This window comes from Nocardia yamanashiensis (genome assembly GCF_021183565.1).
In the GTDB taxonomy this organism is placed as follows: domain Bacteria; phylum Actinomycetota; class Actinomycetes; order Mycobacteriales; family Mycobacteriaceae; genus Nocardia; species Nocardia yamanashiensis.
In genome coordinates this window covers 7,876,503-7,899,791 of sequence record NZ_CP089226.1, presented here as the reverse complement: position 1 = coordinate 7,899,791, position 23,289 = coordinate 7,876,503, and the positions used below count along the sequence as shown (strand labels likewise).

The 23,289-nt window shown below is 68.5% G+C and carries 27 protein-coding genes; 7 read left to right on the top strand and 20 right to left on the bottom strand.

Annotated features, from left to right (window positions below; translation table 11 throughout):
* Positions 1–22: 22 nt before the first annotated feature.
* The 4 genes from LTV02_RS36425 to LTV02_RS36410 all read right to left on the bottom strand — a co-directional run bounded on the left by LTV02_RS36425 (position 23) and on the right by LTV02_RS36410 (position 3,353).
* On the bottom strand, positions 23–373 hold the full coding sequence (locus tag LTV02_RS36425; RefSeq protein ID WP_233036058.1) for a histone-like nucleoid-structuring protein Lsr2: 351 nt from the start codon (positions 371–373) through the stop codon (positions 23–25).
* 134 nt (positions 374–507) lie between these two features.
* Positions 508–1,038 carry an Rv3235 family protein gene (locus LTV02_RS36420; protein WP_233036057.1) on the bottom strand — a complete coding sequence of 177 codons (531 nt, stop codon included), beginning with the start codon at positions 1,036–1,038 and terminating at the stop codon, positions 508–510.
* Positions 1,039–1,153: 115 nt separating this feature from the next.
* Positions 1,154–1,834, bottom strand: coding sequence for a hypothetical protein (locus LTV02_RS36415; RefSeq protein WP_233036056.1), 681 nt, complete (start codon positions 1,832–1,834; stop codon positions 1,154–1,156).
* 25 nt (positions 1,835–1,859) lie between these two features.
* A complete protein-coding gene (locus LTV02_RS36410; RefSeq protein WP_233036055.1) occupies positions 1,860–3,353 on the bottom strand; it encodes a flavin-containing monooxygenase in 1,494 nt (497 codons plus the stop codon).
* A gap of 70 nt (positions 3,354–3,423) precedes the next feature.
* Between LTV02_RS36410 and LTV02_RS36405 the strand changes: the two genes are divergently transcribed.
* Both LTV02_RS36405 and LTV02_RS36400 read left to right on the top strand, forming a co-directional pair.
* Positions 3,424–4,440, top strand: a complete 1,017-nt coding sequence (locus LTV02_RS36405) for an AraC family transcriptional regulator (protein WP_067715650.1) — start codon at positions 3,424–3,426, stop codon at positions 4,438–4,440.
* Positions 4,441–4,561: 121 nt separating this feature from the next.
* Positions 4,562–4,711, top strand: a complete 150-nt coding sequence (locus LTV02_RS36400) for a hypothetical protein (RefSeq protein ID WP_233036054.1) — start codon at positions 4,562–4,564, stop codon at positions 4,709–4,711.
* A gap of 6 nt (positions 4,712–4,717) precedes the next feature.
* On the opposite strand, the gene LTV02_RS36395 is transcribed toward LTV02_RS36400, so the two are convergent.
* On the bottom strand, positions 4,718–5,515 hold the full coding sequence (locus tag LTV02_RS36395) for a nuclear transport factor 2 family protein (protein ID WP_233036053.1): 798 nt from the start codon (positions 5,513–5,515) through the stop codon (positions 4,718–4,720).
* A 129-nt stretch (positions 5,516–5,644) separates the two neighbouring features.
* Positions 5,645–7,039, bottom strand: coding sequence for a lipase family protein (locus tag LTV02_RS36390; RefSeq protein ID WP_408639317.1), 1,395 nt, complete (start codon positions 7,037–7,039; stop codon positions 5,645–5,647).
* Between the two features lie 115 nt (positions 7,040–7,154).
* Between LTV02_RS36390 and LTV02_RS36385 the strand changes: the two genes are divergently transcribed.
* Both LTV02_RS36385 and LTV02_RS36380 read left to right on the top strand, forming a co-directional pair.
* Entirely contained in the window at positions 7,155–7,712 is a 558-nt protein-coding gene (locus LTV02_RS36385; RefSeq protein WP_408639446.1) for a YdcF family protein, read from the top strand.
* Between the two features lie 104 nt (positions 7,713–7,816).
* A complete protein-coding gene (locus LTV02_RS36380; RefSeq protein ID WP_233036051.1) occupies positions 7,817–9,406 on the top strand; it encodes a GMC oxidoreductase in 1,590 nt (529 codons plus the stop codon).
* On the opposite strand, the gene LTV02_RS36375 is transcribed toward LTV02_RS36380, so the two are convergent.
* Genes LTV02_RS36375 through LTV02_RS36335 form a run of 9 tightly spaced genes read right to left on the bottom strand, consistent with a single transcriptional unit; the run spans position 9,407 to position 17,892 of the window.
* Positions 9,407–9,997 (bottom strand): hypothetical protein, encoded by a 591-nt coding sequence (locus LTV02_RS36375; protein WP_233036050.1) that lies wholly within the window; start codon positions 9,995–9,997, stop codon positions 9,407–9,409.
* A gap of 17 nt (positions 9,998–10,014) precedes the next feature.
* Positions 10,015–10,971, bottom strand: a complete 957-nt coding sequence (locus tag LTV02_RS36370) for an MlaD family protein (protein WP_233036049.1) — start codon at positions 10,969–10,971, stop codon at positions 10,015–10,017.
* Positions 10,968–12,047: an MlaD family protein gene (locus LTV02_RS36365; protein WP_233036048.1), complete on the bottom strand. Its 1,080-nt coding sequence runs from the start codon at positions 12,045–12,047 to the stop codon at positions 10,968–10,970. Before LTV02_RS36365 ends, LTV02_RS36370 begins: the two co-directional genes overlap by 4 nt.
* Positions 12,044–13,120 (bottom strand): MlaD family protein, encoded by a 1,077-nt coding sequence (locus LTV02_RS36360; protein ID WP_233036047.1) that lies wholly within the window; start codon positions 13,118–13,120, stop codon positions 12,044–12,046. The genes LTV02_RS36365 and LTV02_RS36360 overlap by 4 nt, the downstream gene beginning before the upstream one ends.
* Positions 13,120–14,133, bottom strand: a complete 1,014-nt coding sequence (locus tag LTV02_RS36355) for an MlaD family protein (RefSeq protein ID WP_233036046.1) — start codon at positions 14,131–14,133, stop codon at positions 13,120–13,122. Before LTV02_RS36355 ends, LTV02_RS36360 begins: the two co-directional genes overlap by 1 nt.
* Entirely contained in the window at positions 14,130–15,128 is a 999-nt protein-coding gene (locus tag LTV02_RS36350) for an MlaD family protein (protein WP_233036045.1), read from the bottom strand. The genes LTV02_RS36355 and LTV02_RS36350 overlap by 4 nt, the downstream gene beginning before the upstream one ends.
* On the bottom strand, positions 15,125–16,153 hold the full coding sequence (locus tag LTV02_RS36345) for an MlaD family protein (RefSeq protein WP_233036044.1): 1,029 nt from the start codon (positions 16,151–16,153) through the stop codon (positions 15,125–15,127). Before LTV02_RS36345 ends, LTV02_RS36350 begins: the two co-directional genes overlap by 4 nt.
* A 3-nt stretch (positions 16,154–16,156) precedes the next feature.
* Entirely contained in the window at positions 16,157–17,020 is an 864-nt protein-coding gene (locus LTV02_RS36340; RefSeq protein WP_408639316.1) for an ABC transporter permease, read from the bottom strand.
* Positions 17,020–17,892 carry an ABC transporter permease gene (locus tag LTV02_RS36335; RefSeq protein WP_233036043.1) on the bottom strand — a complete coding sequence of 291 codons (873 nt, stop codon included), beginning with the start codon at positions 17,890–17,892 and terminating at the stop codon, positions 17,020–17,022. The genes LTV02_RS36340 and LTV02_RS36335 overlap by 1 nt, the downstream gene beginning before the upstream one ends.
* 313 nt (positions 17,893–18,205) lie before the next feature.
* On the opposite strand from LTV02_RS36335, the gene LTV02_RS36330 reads away from it, so the two are divergent.
* Positions 18,206–18,418, top strand: coding sequence for a nuclear transport factor 2 family protein (locus LTV02_RS36330; protein WP_067715391.1), 213 nt, complete (start codon positions 18,206–18,208; stop codon positions 18,416–18,418).
* Positions 18,419–18,422: 4 nt separating this feature from the next.
* Here the strand turns inward: LTV02_RS36330 and LTV02_RS36325 are convergent, their stop codons facing one another.
* The gene (locus LTV02_RS36325; RefSeq protein WP_233036042.1) at positions 18,423–19,511 is read right to left on the bottom strand and encodes a calcium:proton antiporter; all 1,089 of its coding nucleotides are present in this window, start codon (positions 19,509–19,511) and stop codon (positions 18,423–18,425) included.
* 67 nt (positions 19,512–19,578) lie between these two features.
* The gene (locus LTV02_RS36320) at positions 19,579–20,016 is read right to left on the bottom strand and encodes a MarR family winged helix-turn-helix transcriptional regulator (protein ID WP_233041873.1); all 438 of its coding nucleotides are present in this window, start codon (positions 20,014–20,016) and stop codon (positions 19,579–19,581) included.
* A 102-nt stretch (positions 20,017–20,118) separates the two neighbouring features.
* Between LTV02_RS36320 and LTV02_RS36315 the strand changes: the two genes are divergently transcribed.
* Both LTV02_RS36315 and LTV02_RS36310 read left to right on the top strand, forming a co-directional pair.
* Positions 20,119–20,565 (top strand): SgcJ/EcaC family oxidoreductase, encoded by a 447-nt coding sequence (locus LTV02_RS36315; protein ID WP_233036041.1) that lies wholly within the window; start codon positions 20,119–20,121, stop codon positions 20,563–20,565.
* Positions 20,566–20,628: 63 nt separating this feature from the next.
* Positions 20,629–21,375 (top strand): VIT1/CCC1 transporter family protein, encoded by a 747-nt coding sequence (locus tag LTV02_RS36310; RefSeq protein WP_233036040.1) that lies wholly within the window; start codon positions 20,629–20,631, stop codon positions 21,373–21,375.
* Here the strand turns inward: LTV02_RS36310 and LTV02_RS36305 are convergent, their stop codons facing one another.
* The 3 genes from LTV02_RS36305 to LTV02_RS36295 form a co-directional block, all read right to left on the bottom strand.
* On the bottom strand, positions 21,376–22,074 hold the full coding sequence (locus LTV02_RS36305) for a hypothetical protein (protein WP_233036039.1): 699 nt from the start codon (positions 22,072–22,074) through the stop codon (positions 21,376–21,378).
* A gap of 33 nt (positions 22,075–22,107) precedes the next feature.
* A complete protein-coding gene (locus LTV02_RS36300; RefSeq protein WP_233036038.1) occupies positions 22,108–22,593 on the bottom strand; it encodes a hypothetical protein in 486 nt (161 codons plus the stop codon).
* Between the two features lie 140 nt (positions 22,594–22,733).
* Entirely contained in the window at positions 22,734–23,231 is a 498-nt protein-coding gene (locus LTV02_RS36295) for a nuclear transport factor 2 family protein (RefSeq protein WP_233036037.1), read from the bottom strand.
* Between the last annotated feature and the right edge of the window lie 58 nt (positions 23,232–23,289).

Here is a 23,289-nt window from a genome sequence, read left to right as displayed (position 1 = left end):
GCCCTCCGGGGAATGCGGTGGGTTATTTCTTGGCGCGCTGGTAGGCGTCCACGATCTCGGCCGGGATACGGCCGCGCGAGGAAACCTGGTGCCCCTGGGCCCGCGCCCATTCCCGGATCGCGGTGCTCTCCTCGCGGTCCACGGCCGGGCGGGTGCGCCCGCCCGCGATCACGCCCGCCTTGCGCTTGGTGGAGCGGCCGACCTTGCGCGCCTTCTCCGTCCAGGGCTCGAGGGACTCCCGCAGCTTGTCGGCGTTCTTGTTCGACAGGTCGATCTCGTACTCGTTCCCGTCGATCGAGAAAAAGACGGTTTCGTCGGCCTTCGATTCGCCGTCGTAGTCGTCAACCAGAGTTACGGTGACTTTCTTCGCCATGGACTGCCCTTCCACGTAGAGGTGCCGCTATTCGCCGAAATGCTAATGCCGCAGCAGTGAGGTTTCAAACCAGGCGCGATTGGAATTCCGGGAGATCAGGCAATTCTGCTATTACCGGAGAGACCAGACGGTCTTCAGCGCACTCGGAATGCGGTCAACCGCCACCCGGAACGACCGCGCAGAATGCGGGCGGCCAGTGCGAAATGCCGACTTCCGCGATCGTATCCGGCGAAAACTTCGGCGGTGCGGGGGTCCGACATGATCACATTCACGCTGCTGAGGGACGCGGGCCCGAGCTCGCGGCCCGGGACCGCATCCGCCGTGCACAGCGTGTGAATCGCCGCCAAGACCGAGCGGTCGGCGAGGGCGGTCAACTGCATCACCGAACGCCGCCCGTCGAGGGTCTCCAAAGCCGCCCGCAGTGCCGCCCCCGCGAATTTCCTTGCCCGCGAATCCCCTTCGCCGGCCGCCGCCTCTTCGCCATCCTGCGAAGGCCGGAATACGCACCGCCCCACCGCCGGCGGCGGCAAAGCCTTTCGCACCGCGGGATTCCGCGCCGCCCGCGATTGCGGACCCGGCCGGGAACGCGACGGCAACGACCGGCACCGCCCCGGCCGCGACTCCGACTCGGGAGCGGTGATCAGCGGGCGAATTTCGAGGGTCACGGTGCCAGCGTGGCAGCCGGCACCGCCGGTCCGCACACGCCGAGCAGCCTCGCGCGACCCCGCCCGGCGCGTCGCCGGATCTTCGTCCTCGCCGTGGGCGGTGCCGGAACGCGGTTCAGCGCAGCAGCGCGAGGCGGCCCAGGAGGTCGGTCGGGATGTACAGCAGGGCGCTGGTGGTCCAGAGCTGACCCGATTGCGGGTCGTAGGTGCTGGGCATGGTGACGCCCTCGGGCGCGAAGGCGGTGAAGCCGCGCTTCGCGGTGGTGGCGGTGGCGCGCCACAGGTGGTCCTGGAACGCCACCACGGCGACCCGGTCGGCGGCGGCAGCGCCGCCGCGGAGTTCGGCGACCTTCGCCGCCACGCCGTCGGTGGACAGGTAGATCAGCTTGCCGTCGGCATCGCGGACGGGATCGATGGCGACCACGTCGGTCAGGCCGTAGCGGGTGCGCAGCACCTGGGCGATCTCGGTCTGCGCGTAGACAGGGGTGTTGCGGTCGCCGCGCGCGGCCATGACGGCGGCGGCCAGTTCCTCGTTCACCGGGCCGGGTTCGCCGATGGTGCGGTCCGGGTCCGCGCCGGCGGGCATCCGGTTGCCGAAGGAGTAGGCCAGGATGAGCGTGGCGCTGCTCGCGGGGGCGGTCGGCACCTCGCTGGAGCCGGTGGCGGCGGAAACCGATGCGCCGGAACCACTTCCGGCCGCGCCGCCGCCCGAGCCGGGTGCGGCGACGGCGGCGGGCAGCGGGGCGAGGACGATGGCGGCCGCGGCCGCCACGAACACCTTGTGGGAGAACCTCATGCGGTGATTCTCACCCGCCGACATTTCAAACAGACTGAAGGGTCCTGTCCTTCGAGACGGGCCGCAGCGTCTTGCCGAGATCGGTACGGAAGGTGGTGAGCGAATCCAGCAGGTAGTTCTGCCGCACCGTCCACGGATGCTTGTCGCCCTGACGCGGGAACGCGTCGATCGAGCGCTGGATATAACCGGACGCCAGATCCAGCAGCGGGCGCTGGTTCAGCCCGGCCTGCGGCTGCGGGACCACGGCGGTGTAACCCTTGCGGTCCATGAAGCCGAGGATCTTGCACACCAGGCGCGAGGTGATGTCGGCACGCAAAGTCCAGGAGGCGTTCGTGTAGCCGATGCAGACCGCGAAATTCGGCACACCGCTGATCATGGTGCCCTGCCAGACGAATTCGTCGGACAGCCGCACCGGCGCACCGTCCACGCGCAGTTGCACGCCACCGAAGGCGAGCAGTTGCAGACCGGTCGCGGTGACCACCACATCGGCCTCGATCACCCGCCCCGACTTCAGCCGGATGCCTTCCGGCACAAAGGTTTCGATGTGATCGGTGATCACCTCGGCCTTGCCCTTGCGCATGGCCTTGAAGAAGTCGGCGTCCGGCACCGCGCACAGCCGCTGATCCCAGGGGTCGTACTCGGGCGTGAAGTGTTCGGCCACCAGATCGCGATCCTTGAGAATGCGCGTGGTGAGCCCGGTGAGCAGCTTGCGCGCCGCCTCGGGCCGCCGCCGGCAGTACTGGTAGAAGCCGATATTGAACAGGATGTTCTTGGTGCGGATGACCCGGTGCGCCAGGTCCGGCGGCAGCAGTTCGCGGATCTTGTCGGCCTGCTTGTCGCGCCCCGGCACGGCGGAGATCCAGGTGGGGCTGCGCTGCAGCATGGTGACCAGTTCGGCTTGTTCGGCCATGGCCGGGACCAGGGTGACCGCGGTCGCGCCGCTGCCGATCACCACCACCTTCTTGCCCGCGTAATCCAGGTCCTCGGGCCAGAACTGGGGATGCACGAGGGTACCGGCGAAGTCCTCGATACCCGGGAAGACCGGTTCGTGGCCGCGGTCGTAGTCGTAGTAGCCCGCACAGGAGTACAGGAAGTTGCAGGTGAGCGTGCGGTTCTCGGTGCCGTCGGCGGTCCGCTGGGCGATGGTCAGCGTCCAGCGCGAGGCGGCGCTGTCCCATTCGGCGGCAATGACTTTCGCGCCGTAGCGGATGTGCCGGTCGATGCCGTTCTCGGCCGCGGTCTCGGTGATGTAGCGCAGGATGGACGGCCCGTCCGCGATGGACTTGGCGTCGCGCCACGGCTTGAACGGGTAGCCGAGGGTGAACATGTCCGAGTCCGAGCGGATGCCCGGATAGCGGAACAGGTCCCAGGTGCCGCCGAGGCGCTCGCGCGCCTCGAGCACGGCGTAGCTGCGCCCCGGGTGCTCGGACTGCAGGCGGTAGGCCGCGCCGATGCCGGACAGGCCGGCTCCGACGATCACGACATCGAGGTGTTCGGCGAGGGTGTCCACAGCGCTCATGCCTACCAGTCTGTTGGCGGTTGCACCCACTTTCTTGACTCTGCGCGACAAGTATTTGATTCTGGACGACATGTCGGTGATCAGATCCGCGGGCCTGCGCGGCTTCCGCGCCACCGTGGCCGAGCTGGGCGGCGATGCCGAGGAGTTCGCCGTGCTCTGCGGGCTGCCGGTCGAAGCCCTGGACACCGACGAACTGCTGGTGTCCGATCACGCCGTCGCCGCCGCCATGGAATTGGCCGCGCATCGCCTGGACTGCCCGGATCTGGGCCTGCGCATGTCGCGGCGGCAGGACCTGGAGATGCTCGGGCCGCTGGCGCTGGCCATCCGGAACTCCCCCACCCTCGCCGATGTGCTGGAGTGCACTTCGCGCTATCTCTTCGTGCACGCGCGTTCGCTGAGCCTGACCATGGCGGCCGATCCGTACGGCGATCGCGGGGTGGTCGCGCTGCGCTACGGCGTGACCACGCCGGGCGCGCCGACCCCGGTGCAGGGCACCGATGTGGGACTCGCGTTCGTGCACCACGCGATTCAGCGTCTCACCGAGGAGCGCTACGGACTGCGCTCGGTGGAACTGCCCTATCGTCCGATCGCCCCGCTGCGGGTGTACGAGGAATTCTTCGGCGCGCCAGTGCGAATCGAATGCCAGGCCGCGCTGCTGCGGGTGCCCGCCGCGCTGGCCAATCGTCCGCTTTCCGGTGGTGACGAGAATCTGCACCGGCTCGCCATGGCGTTCCTGGCGCAGCAGGCCGGGGGCGCGGCGACCGCGCTCGCGCCCAAGGTGCGGATCGCGCTACAGAAGCTGCTGGGCACCGCCGCACCCGAAATCGGCGCCGTGGCACGGCTTCTGACCATTCATCCGCGCACCCTGCAGCGCCGGCTGACGGCCGAGGGAACATCGTTCGCCACGCTGCTGGACGAGGTGCGGCGCAGCGAGGCCCGGCGCTATCTGACCACCACGGATATGCCGATGAGCCAGGTCGCCTCGCTGGTCGGGCTTTCGGAACAATCGACTTTCACTCGCTGCTGCCAACGCTGGTGGGGCACAACGCCGACCGCGATACGCCGCGGCGGGGCGGGCCCGAACTGACCTATTCGCAACAAGTTTGCGGCCCGCCGCGTGTCGATCATGGTGAGTGGGCGCCCGGCCGCGCAGGATGGGACGGGTGATAGCCGAATGCCCTTCCTGCGCTTGGCCCTCCCCCACGGCTGTGTCCTCCCACCGCTCGGTGCAATACCTGCGGTGCGTATGCGGGCAATGGCTGATCAGCGTGCACGGGAAGGTGGTCGGCGCGGCCGGCGGCACCACCTTCAGCAAGACCGATCCGCTGGACGCGATCGTGGGAGCCGGGGACAGATAGGCCGCGTCAGACGAAGATTCGGACCGCCTCGACGCGATCGCCGCGATCGGTGAAGTCCAGCTGCGCGATTCCCCGCCCGGCGCGGGTCTCGACGGAGGCGGTGACGTGGCGGCCCGCCGCGATGGGCTTGCTCCAGCGCAGGCCCTTGGCGCGAGTGGTGAAGTCCTCCAGGGACATCGCGTCGCCGTCGGCCCAGACGAGTTTGGGCACGGGCGCGAGCACGGCCCGGGTGGCGGGCACCTCGCCGCGCGCGAAGGCGTCCAGCAGCTGCCCGGCGGCCCGCTTGCCGTTCGCGCCGACGCTGCGCATGCCGCGCATGAAACCCAGTGCGCCGCCGACGCCTTGATTGCCGAGCAGCTGCGGCCCCAGTTTCGCCCCGGCCAGCAGGCCCTGCACGCCGGAGCCCATGAGCTGCGCGATCATGCCGGGCAGTTCCCAATGCGCGCGCAGCACAGCGATTCTCAGCGCGCCTTCCACCTCGGCCAGGTCGTAGCGCAGGTGCATGGGCACGTGCAGGGTGACGCCGGTGGACATGGTGGTGGCGATGGTGAGGTCGCGGAAGACCGTCGTCCCGCACACCACGTCGTTGGTGACGTCGAAGGCGATTCCGTTGGGCGCGATGAAGGTTTCGTAGAACCGCTCGATGGCCGCGCGGCCGATGTGCGGTCGCGATCCGACCGGGTCCTCGACGCTGCCGTTGTCCGCGAACAAGCCCACCCAGGCGGCCTTGTCGTGGGCTCCGACGGCCGCCGGGGAGGCTTCGACGGTCGCCAGCAGTTCGGCGGCAGTGGGTTTCGCGGGCACGGGTCCTCCAGGTGGTGAGCGAGCGCGCGCGATGATACCGGCCGGCCGTTCTGTGTGCAGGCGAATCAATGAAACGCCAAGGGCGGGCGACGCCCCCGGCCCGTCGCCCGCCCTGTACATGGACCGCCGCTACTTGACGCCGATCGGCTTTCCGAAGAACGACGCGAACAGTTCACCGAAGGTCGACAGCACCAGCTGCGTTCCGGCCGGATCCAGTGCCAGCCAGCCGACGTCGGTGGTGGAGCAACCGGGCTGCGCCGGAACGCCGTCCAGGCGATCCTTCATCCACAGCAGCGCGGGACCGACTCCGGAGATCTCGGTGGCGACGTGCTCACCGAAGTGCTCGCGGGTGTATTTCACATCGGCGGAGGGATTTTGGCAGTAGGTGTCGACCAAAGTGTTGACCTGCCCGACCGGGATCACCTCGTCCGGGTTGGCGTTCCACAGGTACATCGGCATATCCGGCACCGACTTGCCCATGCGGGTCTTGTTCAGCACGTCCACCACGGCCAGCGCCTGCATCGGATCGCCGCTCGCGCCGAGCATGCCCTTCAGGTTCAGGAACGGCAGCAGCGAAGTGGCGTACTGGACGCACAGCCCCTGGTGCACGAAGGACAGTCCCTTGCCGAGCAGGTCCATATTGCTGTCCAGGTACTGCTTGAAATCCGGGTATTCGCGGCTGAGCCCGAGCACCGCGTGCAGCACCAGGCCCGAGGTCGCCTGGCCGTTGGCCACGTTCAGCACGGTGCCGAGATCCGACGGCACGCCGCCCTCGGCCGCGCCGACGATATTCAGCTCGGGGGCGTAGGACTGCTTCAGCTCGGCGGCGTGCCCGGTGGCGATGGCCCCGCCGGAGTAGCCGTACATGCCGATGCGGGCGTCCTCGGTCAGCCGCATGGGCTGAAAGTTGCGGGTGGCGCGAATGCCGTCGAGGGTGATGCGTCCGGCCAAAGGCCCTGCGGCATAGGCGTTGTCGGGTCCCTGATGGTCCGGGATCACCACCGCCCAGCCCTGCTGCAGCGCGCCCTGTGAGATGGCGAATTCGGCCGGGGCGACGATCTGCCCGACCAGGGCGCTCGCGGACCACTGCTGCACGGCGTAGGACGGGGCGCAGTAGCCGCCCAGCGAGTCCTGCGCGATCTGCATCGAGACCAGTTTGTCCGGCGCGGAACCGCGCGGCTTGAGCACGGTCGCGACGGCGGCGATGGCCTCGTCGCGGGTGTTGGTGGAGCGGTAGGACACCTGCCAGGCGTCCACATTCAGCGGGATCAGCCCGAGGTTGGCGGCATTGATCTGCCGGGCGGCGATGATCTCGCCGGGGGCCTTGTCCGCGTAGAGCGCGGCGGCCGGGTGATAGAAGCCCGGATCCAGTTCCGGCGGTGCGGGAATGGTCGCCGCCGGCGCCACGGGCGCCTGTTCGGCGGGTTCGGCGGTCGCGGTTCCGGTCGCGGTCAGGGCCACTGCCGCCGCGGCGATCACGACCCGTAGCGCGCCCGGGCGGCGCGCCGTCTTCGGCTTGATCAACTTTCTGCCTTCCCAACCTATGTGAGACCACTGCGTCTCACATAGGCGAGGACTATGCCATGAACGTGACCTGGATCGCAACGACCGGGTCATCGTGCCCCGCGCGACCGGCCGTATCGTCGAACGTGTGCCTGGGTACCGCCGCGCCGCGGCCGCCGTCGCCACCCTGGTCGCGGTGCTGGCCGCGATCGTCTACGCCGGGATACCGGTCTACGTGCACCCGCAGCTGGATCCGCTGCGCCCGGCCGACGCCATCGTGGTACTGGGCGGCACCGCCTACGAACGCTTCGATCTGGGCCTGGACCTGGCGCGCCGCGGGCTCGCCCCGGAGCTGCTCATCTCCCGCTCCACCGGGGCCGGCGATCCGGCCATGAACCGTTACTGCGCAGGGCATTTCGACTTCACGGTGTCGTGCTTCGTGCCCGATCCGTGGACCACCCAGGGCGAGGCGCGCGAGATCGGCCGGCGCGCGAAGCTGAACGGCTGGAAGCACCTGATCGTGATCACCTACACCCCGCACGTGTCGCGGGCGCGCTACATCGTGGAGAAATGCTTCGACGGTGAGATCACGATGGTGGCGAGCCCCAGCGATTCGGGTCTGGCGTTCTGGGCCTGGATGTACATACGGCAGTCGGCGGGATATGTGCGCGCATTCGCACAGACCGGTTGTTGATCGAAACTTGCGCCCCGGCCACGCAATTGAGCGGTTACGATGAGCGCGGGTCAGCCGAAAGTGCGTCCGTCTCGGGGGTGGATGCGGGTGCGGAAGGATTTCCGGTGCGTATCGACGACTTGCGTTCGATCCGGGACAGCGAACTCACCACCGATGTGTGCGTAATCGGGTCGGGCCCGGCCGGGTCCACCCTCGCCGCCGAACTCGCGGGATCGCCACTGCGCGTTCTCATTTTGGAAAGCGGCGGTTTCGAAATCACCCCGGAAACCGACGAACTCAATGACCTGGAGAATGCCGGGGCCGCGCGGGCCATGCCATATCGCAACGCGCGCAATAGAATTCTGGGCGGTAGCTCGCATACCTGGAGCGGGCGCTGCGCCCCGCTGGACGCCCTGGACTACCGGACCCGGTCCTGGGTGCCCGGTTCCGGCTGGCCGATCGGACCGGACCAGGTGGAACCGTATCTGGACCGCGCCGCCGCGCACCTGGGGCTGGGCCCGGGCGGGCAGTTCACCGACGATCGCTTCTGGGAGCTGGCGGACCGGCCGCCGCCCGTGCCGGATCTGGACCGGCGCCGGCTGCGCCCGTTCTTCTGGCAGATCAGCAAGGATCCCGCGGATCCCTTCGACAGCAAGCGATTCGGGCCGCATCTGGCCGATATTCCGGCCGGCAATGTGCGAATCATCGTGAATGCCAACGTCGTCCACCTCGATACCGATCCGGTCGGCCGACAGGTAGTCCGATTGCGCGTCGTCGACGCCGACGGAAAACCGCGCACGGTGAATGCGGCGCGAATTGTGCTGGCCGCCGGGGGAATCGAGAACGCCCGGTTATTGCTCGCCTCCAACCGCGAACTTCCGGCCGGTCTCGGAAATCGGCACGATATGGTCGGACGGTACCTGCTGGACCATCGATGCGGGGTGGTCGGCACGCTCGATCCGCACGGTTCCGCGGCGGCGCGCGACCGTTTCGGCAAATACGTGGTGAAAACGCGGGGCGGAAAACACACCTTCCTGCACGGCGTGGCATTGTCGCCGGAAATCCAGGCCGCCGAGGGATTGTTGAACTGCGCCTTGTGGATTCAGGAAGTGCCCGCCGAGGACGATCCGTGGGAATCGGTGAAGAACCTGCTGCGCGGGCAGCTGAACCTGCACGACGCGCGGACGGTGGCGAGCAATCCGGGACTGCTGCTGTCGGGGGCCAAACGGCGGCTCATCGATCACACCGGGCTGCCGCGCAAGCTGGAACTGGTGGAGTTGCGCTGCATGGTGGAGCAGACGCCGGATCCGGAGAGCCGGATCACCCTGAGCGACAAGGCCGATCGGTTCGGGGTGCCGCTACCGCGGGTGAACTGGCGGCTGAGCGCGCAGGAGGACCGGACGGTGCGGCGGGCGGCGGCGCTGCTGGCCGGGGAATTCACCCGGCTGGGGTTCCCGCCGCCGGAGCTGCACGATTGGGCGCGGGAGGACAGTTCGCTGCCGGTGCGGCTCACCGACTGGGCGCATCCCACCGGCGCCACCCGGATGTCGGCGGATCCCCGGACCGGGGTGGTGGACGCCGACTGCCGGGTGCACGGGATGGAGAACCTGTGGGTGGCGGGCAGTTCGGTGTTCCCGACGAACGGGCACGCCAATCCGACGCTGACCATCGTGGCGCTGGCGGTTCGCCTGGCGGACCGGCTCCGCCACGCCTGACTACTGCTTGGGCAGGGGCAGGTCGATGCTGCTGACCTCGGTGACCTTCCAGTCTTCCTCGGGGTCGACGCTCACCGTGTAATAGACGGTCGAGACGAAACCGTCGGGGCGCTGGGTATTGCTGGTGTTGACGTTCAGATAGACGTTCACCTTGTACGCGCCGTTGTCCCGGTTGACGATCTGCGCGCCCAGCGGGGTCGGGCTGGAGATCCACTGCAGCGGCACCATGAATTTCTGCAGTTCGCCCTTGCCCGCGTCGAAGGCCGCGCCCAGCTTCGGGGTGGTGTTCTTCTGCAGGCGCGCGATCCAGGCGTTGAAGTCGGTGTAGTTCACCGTCGAGACGCCCACCGCGTAATCGGTGGCGACCTGTTCGGCGTGCTTGTCGTCGGCGGCCCGGGCATCGCGGTCGCGCAGTTCGCCGCGGGCCGAGGACCACAGCACCGTCATGGTGACGAGCGCGCCGATCAGCACCACGGCCGCCGCGGCGAGCGCCAGCGTGGAGACCTTCAGCTGAATGGTCTTGCCCTGCGGCTCGGTCTCGGCGGCGGACTCCGCGTCGACCGCCCGTTTCGGTTCGGTGCCCTCGGACATCCGCATACCTTCCTCTACTACTTGACGTTGACCTGCACGCGCACGGCGTTGTCACCGGTATTGGCCAGCGCCTGGGTGATCAGGCCGCTGATATTGATCTGCGATCCCGCGGTGCGCGCCGAATCCACCAGCGGGCGGAGTTGCGGCGCGAGAATCTGCAATTCGGGTCCCGCCTGCCGCAGCCAGTCGCTCAGCTTGGTCAGGAACGGCGCCAGGCCGTCGTCTTCGAGATAGACCTGCGGGCCGGGCGCGCGGTCCACCAGTCTACCGACCGCGTTCACCAGCTCTTCCAGGGACTTCTCGAAGCGCAGGAAGGCCGGGGCCGCGGCGGCGGTGGCCGCGCCCATGCCGTCCATATCCGAGGCCGCGGCCTGGAAGCTGTTGAGCAGCTGCGCGATCTTGGGCTCCCGGCTCATGATGGCCGCGGCCAGCAGATCGCCGGCCCGGGTCAGCGCCGGCATGCTGGATTCGGTGTCGTGGAAGGCCGCGCCGAGGGTGCTCGCCAGCGAGGCGGCCACCTTCGGGTCGAGCTGGTTCATGACCTTGTTGACCAGCCGCGACACCTCGGGAATGGACAGCGGCGACTTCACGCTCGCGGTGTCCAGGCGCTGCCCGTCGCGCAGGTAGGGGCCGCCGCCGGTCTTGGGGCGGATCTCCACGTACGGTTCGCCCAGCGCCGAGAGCTGTTCGATGCTGATCACGCTGTCGGTGGGGACCTTGCGGTCCGCGTCCACCCGGAAGCCGACCTCGATACCGGCGGCGGTGCCGTCGATGGAGGTCACCTTGCCGATCTTCATGCCGGTCAGCAGGATCGGCGAACCGACGCTCAGGCCACCGGAATTCGACAGCACCATGGACGCGCGGGTGTATTCGGCGAACGGATCGGCGCGCACCACGCCGAAGGTCAGATAGCTCGCGCCCAGCACGGTGACGGCGGCGATACCGCCGAGGGAGGCCAGCGATCCCCATTTCATCGCACCGCTCCGATCACGCGCAGACCGGACAGAATCGCGGCCGTCTTGTCGTCCTTGGACACCGAATCCGCCTGCACCCCGGTGACATTCACCTTCGGGCCCTGCTCCACGAACGGAATCAGCTTGTCCCGCAGCAGGGAAAGCAGCAGCGCCAGGTTCGAGGGCTTGGACAGGTCCAGGCCCTGCCCCGAAAGTGCCAGCGGCACAAAGGCTTGCGCGGCGGCATTGCCCGAGGTGGCGAGCGGCTCCAGCCAGGTCAGCGAGGAGCCGAGCCGGCCCAGTGCGGTGAAGAGCCCGGCCACGCCGTTGATGGACGCGGTGATGCCGGTCATGGCGTCCACCGATTCCTGGCTCAGCTGATGATCGAGGTAGTCCACACCGTCGTGCAGCACCTGGGCATTGGTGCCCAGGCCGTTGAGCAGCGAGTCCACCGCATCCAGATTCGCGGCCAGGTCCTGGAAGTTGGTCCCCGCGTTCTGGGCGATGCGCCGCGTCTCGTTCGGGTCGGCGGGCAGCACCGAATTGATGCGATTGATGATGTCCTGCAACTGATTCACCGCCCCGCCCTGGGTGAAGGCGGCCAGCGCGGCCATGGTGTCCTCCAGCTGCACCGGCGGCCGGGTGAACTCCTGGCCGATGGTGCCGCCGTCCGGCAGCAGCTTGCCGAAACCGCCGGGCGGCGTGGTCAGCGCCAGGTGGATGTCACCGAGCACCGTGTTCTGCCGCAGCTCGGCCACCGTCGTAGCCGGGAGCTGCACCTTGCTCGAGATCTCGGCGTCCACCACGACGTAGCCGCCCTTGCCGCCGGAATGCGCCGAATCCACCACGCGCACACCGGTAACCGTGCCGACCTGCGCGCCGTTGGCGATCACCTTGGCGCGGGCGGGCAGGTTCAGCACATTGCCGAACTCGATGTGGATGTTGTAGGTCGGACCGGAAACCGACGTGCCCGGCACCGGCACCGAGGACGGATCGAACGCACAGCCGCCGGCACCCGCTATCAACGCGGTCGCCGCGACCGCCGCACCGAGGGCGCGTTTCGGCAGCGCCGGAAGACGGAGGGTAATGGTCCTCATCGCGCACCTGCCATTCCGACCACCAGCGGCACCAGTGGGATATCGAGGTCCGACGGCTGGGCGCAGCGGCCCGGCTGCAGCGCGTTCAGCGCCGCGCACGCCTGCTCGGACTGCTCCGCGGACAGTGCCACGCGCGGCGAACCGTAGGTCACGCCGGAGCCCATCATGTGCTCGGCGGCGCTGGTCAGCACCGGCAGCTTCTGCATGATCTCGGACATGGAGCCGACATTGGCGCGCAGCAGGCGCAGCAGCGGCATGGTGTCGTCGAGGGCCCGCATGATCGGATCACCGGCGATGGTCACCAGATCGTTGAGCATGGGCAGGGCCTGACCCAGCCGGTCGATCAATTCCGCACCGGGACCGAGCAATTCGCTGCTGGCATTGTTCAGCGCCGGGGCGAGTCGCAGCAGCATGGAGCGCAGATCGCCCCAATGCGCCTCGACCTTCTGCCCGACCGAGGCGAAGGCATCGAAAATGCCCGCCAGATGGCCGATGTCGGCGTCGGGGGCGGACAGCGACGAACCGAGCTTCTTGACGATCGCGTTGATCTCCGGACCCGCGCCCGCCGTCGCCGCGTCCAGCGCTCCCAGACCGCGTTCCAGCGCGTCCGGGGCCTGCGCCGCCTGCAATTGCGCGGACAGATCCGCGAGCGCGGTCAGCGTCTCGGTGATGCTCTTGGGCGTCAGCGTCTTGGTGATGCAGTCGCCGGGGTTCCAGCGCGCGGTGTTCTTCCCGCTGAACAGCACCGCCAGATTCCGGTCCGCCACAATGGAATCCGCGACCGTGGTGGCGGCGGCATCGGCGTACACCGGGTACTTCGCGTCCACCTCGAACCCGACCGCGACCTTCGCGCCCTCGGATTCGACGGAGGTCACGGTGCCCACGGGGATGCCGCGCATGGTGACCTTGTTGCCTACGTAGAGGCCGACCGCGTCCGGCATGAGCGCGCAGTAGGACTGGGTCTTCTTCATCGGATCGAAGTAGACGAAGTACCCGACCACCGCCAGCGCCACCACCAGGACCGCGCCGGCGACCGACATGAACGCCTGTGAGGCGAGCAATCGCTTGAGCATCAGCAGTCCTTTCCGGGCGCCGGGATGCAGATGGCCGGCAGCGGAACCGTCTGCCGCGACTGGTCGACGGTGACGCCGCCCTCCGGGATCACCAGTTCCGACAGCTTGGTCTGCAGGCTGTGCGCGGCGGTCAGGGTGGGGCCGAACTTCTCGCCGAGCTGTTCCAGCTGCTCCAGCGCGGCGTTCAGTTTCGGCTTCAGCGACTCGTCCCAGGCCGGCGCCGCGCCGCCCAGCCGCCCGACCACGTCACTGAGCAGCCGGAGGGCCTCGGCCATCTCGGTGTGCTTGGCCTCCAGCACGGTGACCAGCAGGTTGGCATTGTCCATCAGGCGGCCGAGATCGGATTTCGCGCCGTCGTACATGCGCACGTACTCGTCGGCGACCGAGATGGCGTTCGAGACCTGGGTGCGCTGCCGATCCAGCGCGTCCACGTAATTGCCGACGGTGGTCAGCGTGGTGCGCAGGCTGTCCGGCGCGGTCTGCAGCGAATCGCCGAGGGCCGCCAGATTGCGGTTGAGGCTGTTGCCGTCCAGCTTCGACAGCGGCGCGGCCGCGTCCTGGAAGGTCTGCACCAGGCTGTAGGGCAGCCGGACCCGATCGGCCGGAATCGCCTTGTCCCCCAGGGCTTGTGTACCGGCCGGGAACACCGCGACATAGTGGCCGCCGACGATGGTCAGCATGCGAATGTCGAGGGAGGTCTGATCGCCCATGAAGACATCGGAATCCACGGTGAACTTCATGATCACCTTGTCCGGCTTCAGCTCCAGGGACTTCACCTCGCCGACCGAGATGCCCGCCACGCGCACATCGTCGCCGGCCTTCACCGACTGCGCCTCGGACAGTTCGGCGGTGTAGGTGTGCTTGCCCAGCGGCAGCACGTACAGTGCGCCCGCGCCCAGCAGCAGCACCGCCACCAGCGCCGCCCCGATGATGCCGCGCCGCAGTTCCCGCTTCACCCGGGTGGGTTCGTCGATCACGCGGTCGTCGCCGAATCGCAAGCGGGGCAGTCTCATCCGTTGCACAGTGTCACCTGCTGTCCGCCGATCAGCACCTTCAGCATGCCGGGCAGTTCGGCGTTCCCCTTGCTGCACAACGGTTTCCAGCCGGACGGCCGGGACGGCAGCGAGGCGTCCGCGGCGGCCAGCACGGCGGGCAGCCGGCCGAGCAGCTCCACCGCCTGCTTGCCGTCGGGGAAGATCTGCCGGATCAAGGTGTCCACGTCCTGGCCGCTGTTGATGCCGAGGGTGCGCAGCAGCGCGTCGATGGGCCGCAGCACCGACGGCGCGGTCGCCGCGAATTGCGCCAGCCCGCCGATGTTCTGCTGCAGCGCCTCGAAGATATTGCTGAGCTGGGCGAGCAGCGGCACCAGGTAGTGCACGCGGCCGCTCAGGCGATCGGACAGGTCCGACATATTGCGGATCAGGGTGCCGATCACCTGCTGCCGGTTGTCCACGTGTGCGGCCAGCTTGCCGATGGCGTCCATGGCCGGGCCGACGCCATTGCCGTCGCCCTCGATCAAAGCGACCATGCTGGCGCTGAATTGGTTGATGGCCTCCGGAGACACCGTCTGCAACACCGGCTTCAAGCCGTTGAACAGGCTGGTCACATCGAAGGACGGCACGGTGTGATCGATGTCGATGCGCGCGCCCGCCGCGATGGCCTTACCCGGCTGCGGCTGCTGCTGCAGATCGATATAGCGCTGCCCGGTGAGGTTCTGGTACCGGATAGCGAGCTTGGAGTTGTCGTAGACGGGTGCGTCGGTCTTGACCGTGAGGCTGACCTTGGCCCGGTTCCCCTCCAGCTCGATGCCCTTCACCTTGCCGACCTGCACGCCGTACATGCGCACGTCGTCGCCGACCTTGAGGCCGTTGGCATCGGTGAAAATCGCTTCGTGCGAATCGGTTTCACCCGAGACCGGCCGCTGGATGGCGGTCAGCACCAGCATGAGCACCACCACGATGACGCCCGCGAACAACACCAGCCGCCACGCCGCGGCCTTCACACTCATCGCATTCCTCCCAGTAGCGGTGCGATGACCGCGGGCACGCTCTTCAGCTCGACCTCCACATTCAGCACCGGCCCCTGCCCGTTGTCGGGCATGGCGGCGCGCAGACGCTCCAGCAGCGTGCGCAATTCGGCCGAGGACTGCTGCGGGGCGGGCACCATCTGGGCCAGCGCGCTCAGCAGCGGCACCAGCGCGTCGGTGGTCCCGGACAGCTGGGTTCCGGCCTGCCCCAGGGTGTTCGCCAGGATGGGCAGCAGCTGCCCGGTCACGATGGCGACGCCCCTGTCGTATTCGGCGCGATCGGCCTGCAACCGCTGGATGCTGCGAATCAGATCGATGACCTGCACGGTCGCGCCCGCGAACTGACCGCCGCCGTCGAAGGCCGGGCCGAGTTCACCGAACAGCTGTGACAGCGGCATTCGCTGGTTGTCGGCGATGGTGCGCTGCGCGGTGATCAGCGCCTGTGCCAGCGGGGTGAGCGCCTGGGTGTCGGCGGCGGCCTGCGCGATGACCGAGGCCATCTGCGGGGTCAGCACCGAACCGCCCATCTGCGACATGCTGCGCAGAATCGAGCCCATGGTGGCGTCGTACACGTCGGCGGACTTTCGCCCGGTCAGGTCGATGACCGAACCGGAGCGCAACGGCGCACCGCCCGCGCCCTTGCGCAGTTCGATCTCGCTGATGCCGAACAGGTTGGCGGGCGCGTAATCCACCAGCAGGCTGTCGTCCAGCCCGAACATGCGCGAATCGTCCAGGCGCAGCGAAATCCGCTGCGTGCCTTTCTGATCCGGGTCGATGGCGGTGACCTTGCCGACCACCACGCCATTGGCCCGCACCTCGGTGCCCACCAGCACGCCGTCGCCGATCTGCTCGGTGCGCAGCGAAATCGGCAGGCCCGCTTCGGTTTTATTGGACCGGTAGACCGTCCACACCGCCGTCACCGCGAGCACGATGGCCAGCGCCACCGCGCCGACCGTCATCGCCTGCTTGCGATCGACGGCCACACCCGGCATTCCGTAATTCGCCATCCCCTACCCCGTGAACGTGATCGCCGAGTTGAAGCCCCACAGCGCGAGCGAGAGCACCATGTCCATGGCGATGATCGCCACCGACGAGGCCCGCACCGCTTTACCCGAGGCGATGCCCACGCCCTCCGGACCGCCGGTGGCGAAGAAGCCGTAGTAGCAGTGGATCAGGATGACGACCACCGCGAAGATGGCCACCTTCACCACGGCCGCGATCACGTCGAAGCCGGAGACGAACTGGAAGAAGTAGTGGTCGTAGACGCCCGCCGCCGACCCGTGCACCAGCGTGATCAGCCCGCGGCAGGCCGCGTAGGACAGGATCAGCGCGATCAGGAAGGTCGGGATGATGGCGACCGCGCCGGCCAGCACCCGGGTGGTCACCACGAACGGCACCGAACGCAGGCCGAGCGATTCGATGGCGTCGATCTCCTCGGAGATGCGCATGGAACCGATCTCGGCGGTCATGCGGCAGCCCGCCTGCGCGGCGAACCCGATGGCGGCGGCGATGGGCGCGAGCTCACGCGTGGTGGCGTAGGCCGAGACCAGGCCGGTGACCGGGCCCATGCCCAGCATGTCCAGCGTCGCGAAGGACTCGACCGCGACCGAAGCGCCCATGACCAGGCCCAGCACGATCATCATCGGCACGGTCCCGCCGCCCACGATGATGGAACCGCGACCCCAGGTCATATTGGTGATGGCCCGCATGGTCTCGTCGCGATAGCGCCTGAGCGTCAACGGAATCGACGACAGCACCTGCCAGACGAAGGCCAGCACGAAGCCCAGGTTCTCGACCCGGCGCAGCACCAGACCGCGGCGGCGATAGGCGCGCGCCGCCCAGCCCAGACCTTTGGGCACATAGGTAGCCGACATCAGGCCAGCCTCGTGGGCAGGAACATGGCGGTGATCTGGGTGGCGACCAGGTTGACGGTCACGATCGACACCACCGACAGCACCACGGCGGCGTTCACCGCATCGGCCACGCCGCGCGGGCCGCCCTTGGCCTCGAGTCCGCGCTGGCAGGCGATGACCACCACCAGGAAGCCGAAGATGACCGCCTTGAGCAGCGACACCCACACATCCGCGGTGGTGGTGAAGGAACCGAAAGTGGCCCAATACGATCCGGGCGTCACGCCCTGACCGCCGATGGCGACCATGTAGCCGGCCAGCACGCCGACGAAGATGATGAGCACGTTCAGCAGCGGGGCCACGAAGATCATGGCGACCATGCGCGGGATGACCAGCCGGTGAATCGGGCTGATGCCCATGGTGTTCAGCGCGTCGATCTCCTCGCGGATGGTGCGCGCGCCCAGATCCGCGGCCAGCGCCGCCGCGCCCGCGCCGCCCAGCAGGAAGCCGGTGGCCAGGGGCGCGCCCTGCTTGATGACGCCGAGGCCGCCGGTCGCGCCGAGCAGCGAATCCGCGCCCAGGGTGTGAATGAGGTTGCCGACCTGGACCGAGACGATGACGCCGAACGGAATGGCCATCAGGATGGCGGGAATCGCGGTGACCGTGATCAGCCGCCACGCCTGCAGAATGGCTTCTTTCCACTGGAACTGCCCGCGCGCGAGATCGGAGAACGTGCCCGAAACCGCTTCCTGCGCGATGCCGGCGGCACGTCCGAAGGTGCGCAGCGAGGCCACCACGGTGCCGGAGAAGTTGTCGCGCACGATGCGGACAGCACTCTCTTGTTTGGTGACGAGCTTCAAAATTTCTTCTCCGTGATCGGCAACACTGCCTGCCATCAAAGCTAATGGTTACGCCGAGTTACAACAAATCCGCTCCAGGTGTGACACAGACCTCTCCGCAACTGTCCGGTACACCCGGAAACAGAGCTGGCCATGGGGCAGATTACCGATGTGACCAGGCATTCTGTAACGCGTTATCAGAGTGGATCGGCATGGGCATGAGTTCGCACACGGGCGCGGCGAACCCTTGGCCGAGGGGTTTTCCGGGGGTGAGCCATACCCGACCGACCTTGTTAGTGAACTGTCAGCTATTCAGAGGAATCCGCCGAACCCGCCCGTAGCCGGGCCCGCGGCGTGTTCACTGGGCCGCGTGGACGACACCGTCACCGCCGTCATGCACGCCGTCGAATCCGGCGACTGGGCCCGGTTCGCACAGCTCGTGCACCCCTACGTGCACTGGACCGAGGACGGCGTCACCACGCGCGGCCGCACCCGGGTGATGGCGCTGCTATCGGGCCGCGGCGTGAAACCGGCCGCGACCGTCGAACTGCGCGACGGACAGGTCTATCGCTGGAACGCCTAGTGCGCTAAGGGCTTACGGCCAGGAACAGGAAGCCGGAGAACAGCACCAGGTGCACGCAGCCCTGTAGGAGAGTGGCGCGGCCCGGCACCACGGTGAGCGCGCCGACCACCACGGTCAGGGCCAGCAACACCATCTGCGTCGCGCCGAGGCCGAGCATGAGCGGGCCCTCGATCCAGATCGAGGCCAGCGCGATCGCCGGAATGGTCAGGCCGATGCTGGCCATGGCCGAACCCAGTGCCAGGTTCAGGCTGATCTGCACCCGCTCCCCGCGGGCGGCGCGCACGGCGGCAATGGTCTCCGGCAGCAGCACCAGCAGCGCGATGACCACACCGACCGCGGACGCGGGCAGGCCGGCGGCGGCGATACCGTCCTCGATCGACGGCGACACCGTCTTGGCCAGCCCGACCACGCCGATCAAGGCCACCAGCAGCAGCACCAGGCTGATCAGCGCTTCCTTCTTGGACGGCAGATGCGCACGCTCGTCGTCACCGGACTCCTCGACCGGCAGGAAGTCGTCGGGATGACGGACCGTCTGCACCATGACGAAGACGCCGTAGAGCACGAGGGAGGCGACCGCCGCGAAGGCCAGCTGCGCACCCGAGAAGACCGGGCCGGGTTCACTGGTGGTGAAGGTCGGCAACACCAGGCTGAGCGTGGCCAGTGTGGCGACGGTGGCGAGCGCGCCGCCGGTGCCCTCGGCATTGAATACCGCCACGCGCCTGCGCAGCGCGGCGACCAGCAGCGACAGGCCGAAAATGCCATTGCAGGTGATCATGACCGCGGCGAAGACGGTATCGCGGGCGTAGGAGGCGGCCTTGTCGCCGCCGGACAGCATCAGGGTGACGATCAGGCCGACCTCGATGATGGTCACCGCGACCGCCAGGATGAGCGAACCGAACGGCTCGCCGACCCGGTGCGCCACCACTTCCGCATGGCTGACCGCCGACAACACCGCGCCGATCAGGGCCGCGCCGATCACGGTGGCGGCGATCGGACCCGGCTCCCGCCCCCAGGAAACGGCCAGCACCACCGCCGCGAGGAGTGGGACGACGACAGACCACCAGCGCGAGAGAAGACCGACCATGATCTTCATCGTTCCAGCAATTCGGTCGCATCCACCGCAAAACGAGAGCCATCCCTCCCCCGCGCGGCGCGGGACATTATTCGATGGCGGCGGCGGCCTGCTCGAAAGCGGCTGCGGCGCGGCCGAAGTAATCGAAGAGCAACTCACGCTGCTCCGGGGTGTACCCGGCCATGATCTCGCCGATCGCCCGGCGTGCCGGAGCCAGCACCCGCTCCAGCTCCGCGGGCTGCCCGACCGGTTCCACGATCACCTTCCGGCGATCGCCCGGATCCGCGGCGCGCCGCACACAGCCGGCCGCCTCCAGCCGATCGATGAGCCGGGTGGTCGGGCCGGTGGTCAGCCCGGCCCGCGCACCGAGTTCCCCCGGGGTCATGGCGCCCCGCAATTCCAGGATGTTGAGCGCGTACAGATCCGTGGCCCCCAGTCCGACCGCGCGCGCACCCGCTTGGGCATGCAGCACCACGGCGCTCAGATAGCGACGGAAAACCTCGTGCGGGCTGCCGGCGGCGGGCATTGACACGGCCGACTCTCCTCTCGTAATCTCTTCCTCAACGAAGATACTTCTTCAAAGAAGAAGCATCTTCCACGCAGAAGACTAGCACGGAGGCCGATTCCCATGAACACCATCGACGCCGACACCACCGCCATCCGCGCCCTGATCGAGCGCAGCCGCGACGCCTGGAACCACGGCGACGGCGCCGCTTACGGAGCCTGCTTCACCGCGGACGCCACCGACGTCACCTACGTCGGGACCGTCTATCACGGCGGCGGCGAGATCGGGAGCGCGCACCAGGCGCTGTTCGACAGCTTCTTGAAGGGCAGCCGGCTGACCGTCGAGATCCTCGAGATCCGCCGCTACGGCCGGGACACCGCGATCGTCGTCACCCGGGGCGAGTCCTCGAAGGGCAATCCGAAGAAGCTCGGAAAACTGGCCACCTACACGGTGATTCGCGATGCCGACGGCCAGTGGCGGATCGCGGCGGTGCAGAAGACGCAGCACAAGCCGATCATGGAGGCGGTCTCCTTCAAGTTCCAGCCCGCCACCCGGCCCGCCGCCCGCTGAGCGTGCGGCACACAGCGAATCGGGATCCCGGAAGCCCGGCCGGAGCTGGCATAGGCTGCCGGTGTGGATGAGACGACGGGCAGCGGCGCCGAGCCGGAGGACGGGCTACCGCATCCGCACGAACCGCACGACAGCAGTCTGGCCTCGCGGCTGAACTGGTTGCGGGCGGGCGTGCTCGGGGCCAATGACGGCATCGTGTCCACGGCCGGACTGGTGGTGGGTGTGGCGGCGGCGTCCACCGACACCTCGTCGATTCTCACGGCGGGCATCGCGGGGCTCACCGCGGGCGCGATCTCCATGGCGGCCGGGGAGTACGTCTCGGTCAGCACCCAGCGCGATACCGAGAAGGCGCTGCTGTCCAAGGAGCGGCGCGAGCTGGCCGAGGAACCGGAATACGAACTCGCCGAACTCACCCAGATCTATCGCGACAAGGGTCTTTCCGATGCGACCGCGCGCAAGGTGGCGGAGGAGCTGACCGCCCACGACGCCTTCGCCGCGCACGCCGAAGCCGAATTGAAGCTCGATCCGGACGATCTCACCAATCCGTGGCACGCGGCGATCTCCTCCGCCGTCTCCTTCACCCTCGGCGCGCTGCTGCCATTGATCGCCATTCTGCTGCCGCCGGTGCAGTGGCGGATTCCGGTGACCTTCGTCGCCGTGCTGATCGCGCTGGCCGCAACCGGTTCGGTCAGTTCACGACTCGGCGGCAGCGACCCGAAGCGGGCGGTGCTGCGGGTGGTGATCGGCGGTGCGCTCGCCATGGCCGTCACCTACGGAATCGGGCAGCTGGCGGACGTTTCCGGGATCTGATCAGGGCTCGGCCGGGAACTCCGGCTGGGGTTCGGCGATCTCGGCCGGCGCGGGCGGAGCCGGCGGCGCGGGCTGCTGGGGCACGCAGATCCAGCGGGCGATCGGCAGCAGATCCCATTGCGCGGCAACGCCGTTCGAAGAGCAGGGAGCTCCGAGCCGGGGTTGCTCGGCGGCGGGGACCGGATCGGTGCACACCCAGCCGCCGTTCGGCAGGGTCAGCGGCAGCAGCAGGGCGGCGCGCGAACAGCCCGGGCCGCCGATGGGGGCGGCGGCATCGATCGGAGCGATGACCGGCAGCGGGACCACGGCCGGGATCACCACCGGGATCTCGACCGGATGCGGTGCGGCGGGACCGGGCGGAGTCACCGGACTGACCGGCACCACACCCGAGGGCACGACGGGCGCGCCGGGAATCACCGCACCGGCCGCGCCGCCGGACGGCACGCCCACCGTGCCGCTCGCCGGCGCCCCGGCGGGATTCGCCACGCCCGCAGGCGAATCCGGAAGGCGCCGATCGTCGATCGATTCCGAATCGCCGGGCCGGTTCGAGTCGCCGCCCCGGTCGCTGGCGGTGGTGAGCAGCAGGCCCGCGCCGATGGCGAGGACCATCAGCCCCGACACCAGCACCACCGCGCCCAGGCTGCGCGGAGTGATATCGCCGGTGCTGGAAGGCCGTTCGGGTTCGACGCTGCCGAGCATGGCTGTGCTCCTTCGGATTCCGGGCCGGGCCGGTCAGGGAGCCGGGGGCGGCGGGGGCGGAGGTGGAATCAGGAACGGAATCAGGGGCGCGAGGATATCCGGGATGGGCGGGGGCGGCGGGGCGGCCGGCGCCGGGGGCGGGGGCTCGGGCGGGGCCTCCACCGGGGCGATATCGACGGGCTGGGATTGCGGGGTGTAGGCGGGAACGGGGGCCGGCGCCTCTTCGACGGGTGCGGGCGGCGGCGGAGGCGGGGCCGCGGCGGGCGGCGGGGGCGCGGCGTTCACCGGCTGCTGGGACGAACTGGTGCCGGGCGTGGTGGTGACCGAGCCCGACGTGTCGGCGGCGGGACGGTGCAGTCCGGCTTTCAACGGGCCGCCGATGAGGGCGAAGACCAGGCCGAAGGACAGGACGAGCAATACCACCAGCACTCGGGGCGACATCTCGCCCGACGCCATGACGCCGGGGGTGTCGTCCGTCTTGTCCGCGGCGGGTTTCTCCCGCACCGCACCGAGTGCCAAACCCGCATCCCTTCGCCTCGAAACCTGTGCCGCCGATCCGAAATGCTCGTCCTTCACGGACGGTACACAGGTTTGCCGGGATGCAGAACGGACTACACGGTACGGAATTGTTCCAGCTCAATATCTATCGATAACGATTGCTAGAAGATCGCCGAGGGAGTGCCGGTGAACCAGGAATTGGCGATGCGGACCCGGTGCAGCAGCCAGCGGCCGCCGTCGCGGCGCAGCTCCACGTCGTAGTAGTTCTTCAGCAGCGCGAAGACCGAGTGATCGGCGGTGAGCAGATGCTGCGCCTCGACCATGGCGGTCAGCCGAGCGGTGTCACCGTCGATGGCGATGCGCGGATTGGTGACCTGATGGGTGGTGTCCACCCGCCCGGTGAATCCGCTCAGGATGGTGTCGACGATGACCCCGCGACCGCGCATGACGGGCACCTCCGCACCCCATTTCGCAGCGGCCGGGGCGAAGTCGAGTTCGGCGTCGGGGGTGAAGGACGACGCGAACAGTTCCTTGTCCTGCAGATCCTGTCCGAGGCCGAAACGGTAGAGGGCGTCCAGGATCTCGGCGCGATCGCGCAGTTCGCGGACCGCGGCCGCGTCGTCGGTGGCGGACAGGGCCTGGGCTGCGGTGACGTACATGGTGACTCCTCGGTGGTTCGTTGACCGGATGAGTCCACCCTCCCGTGCGCCACCTGCG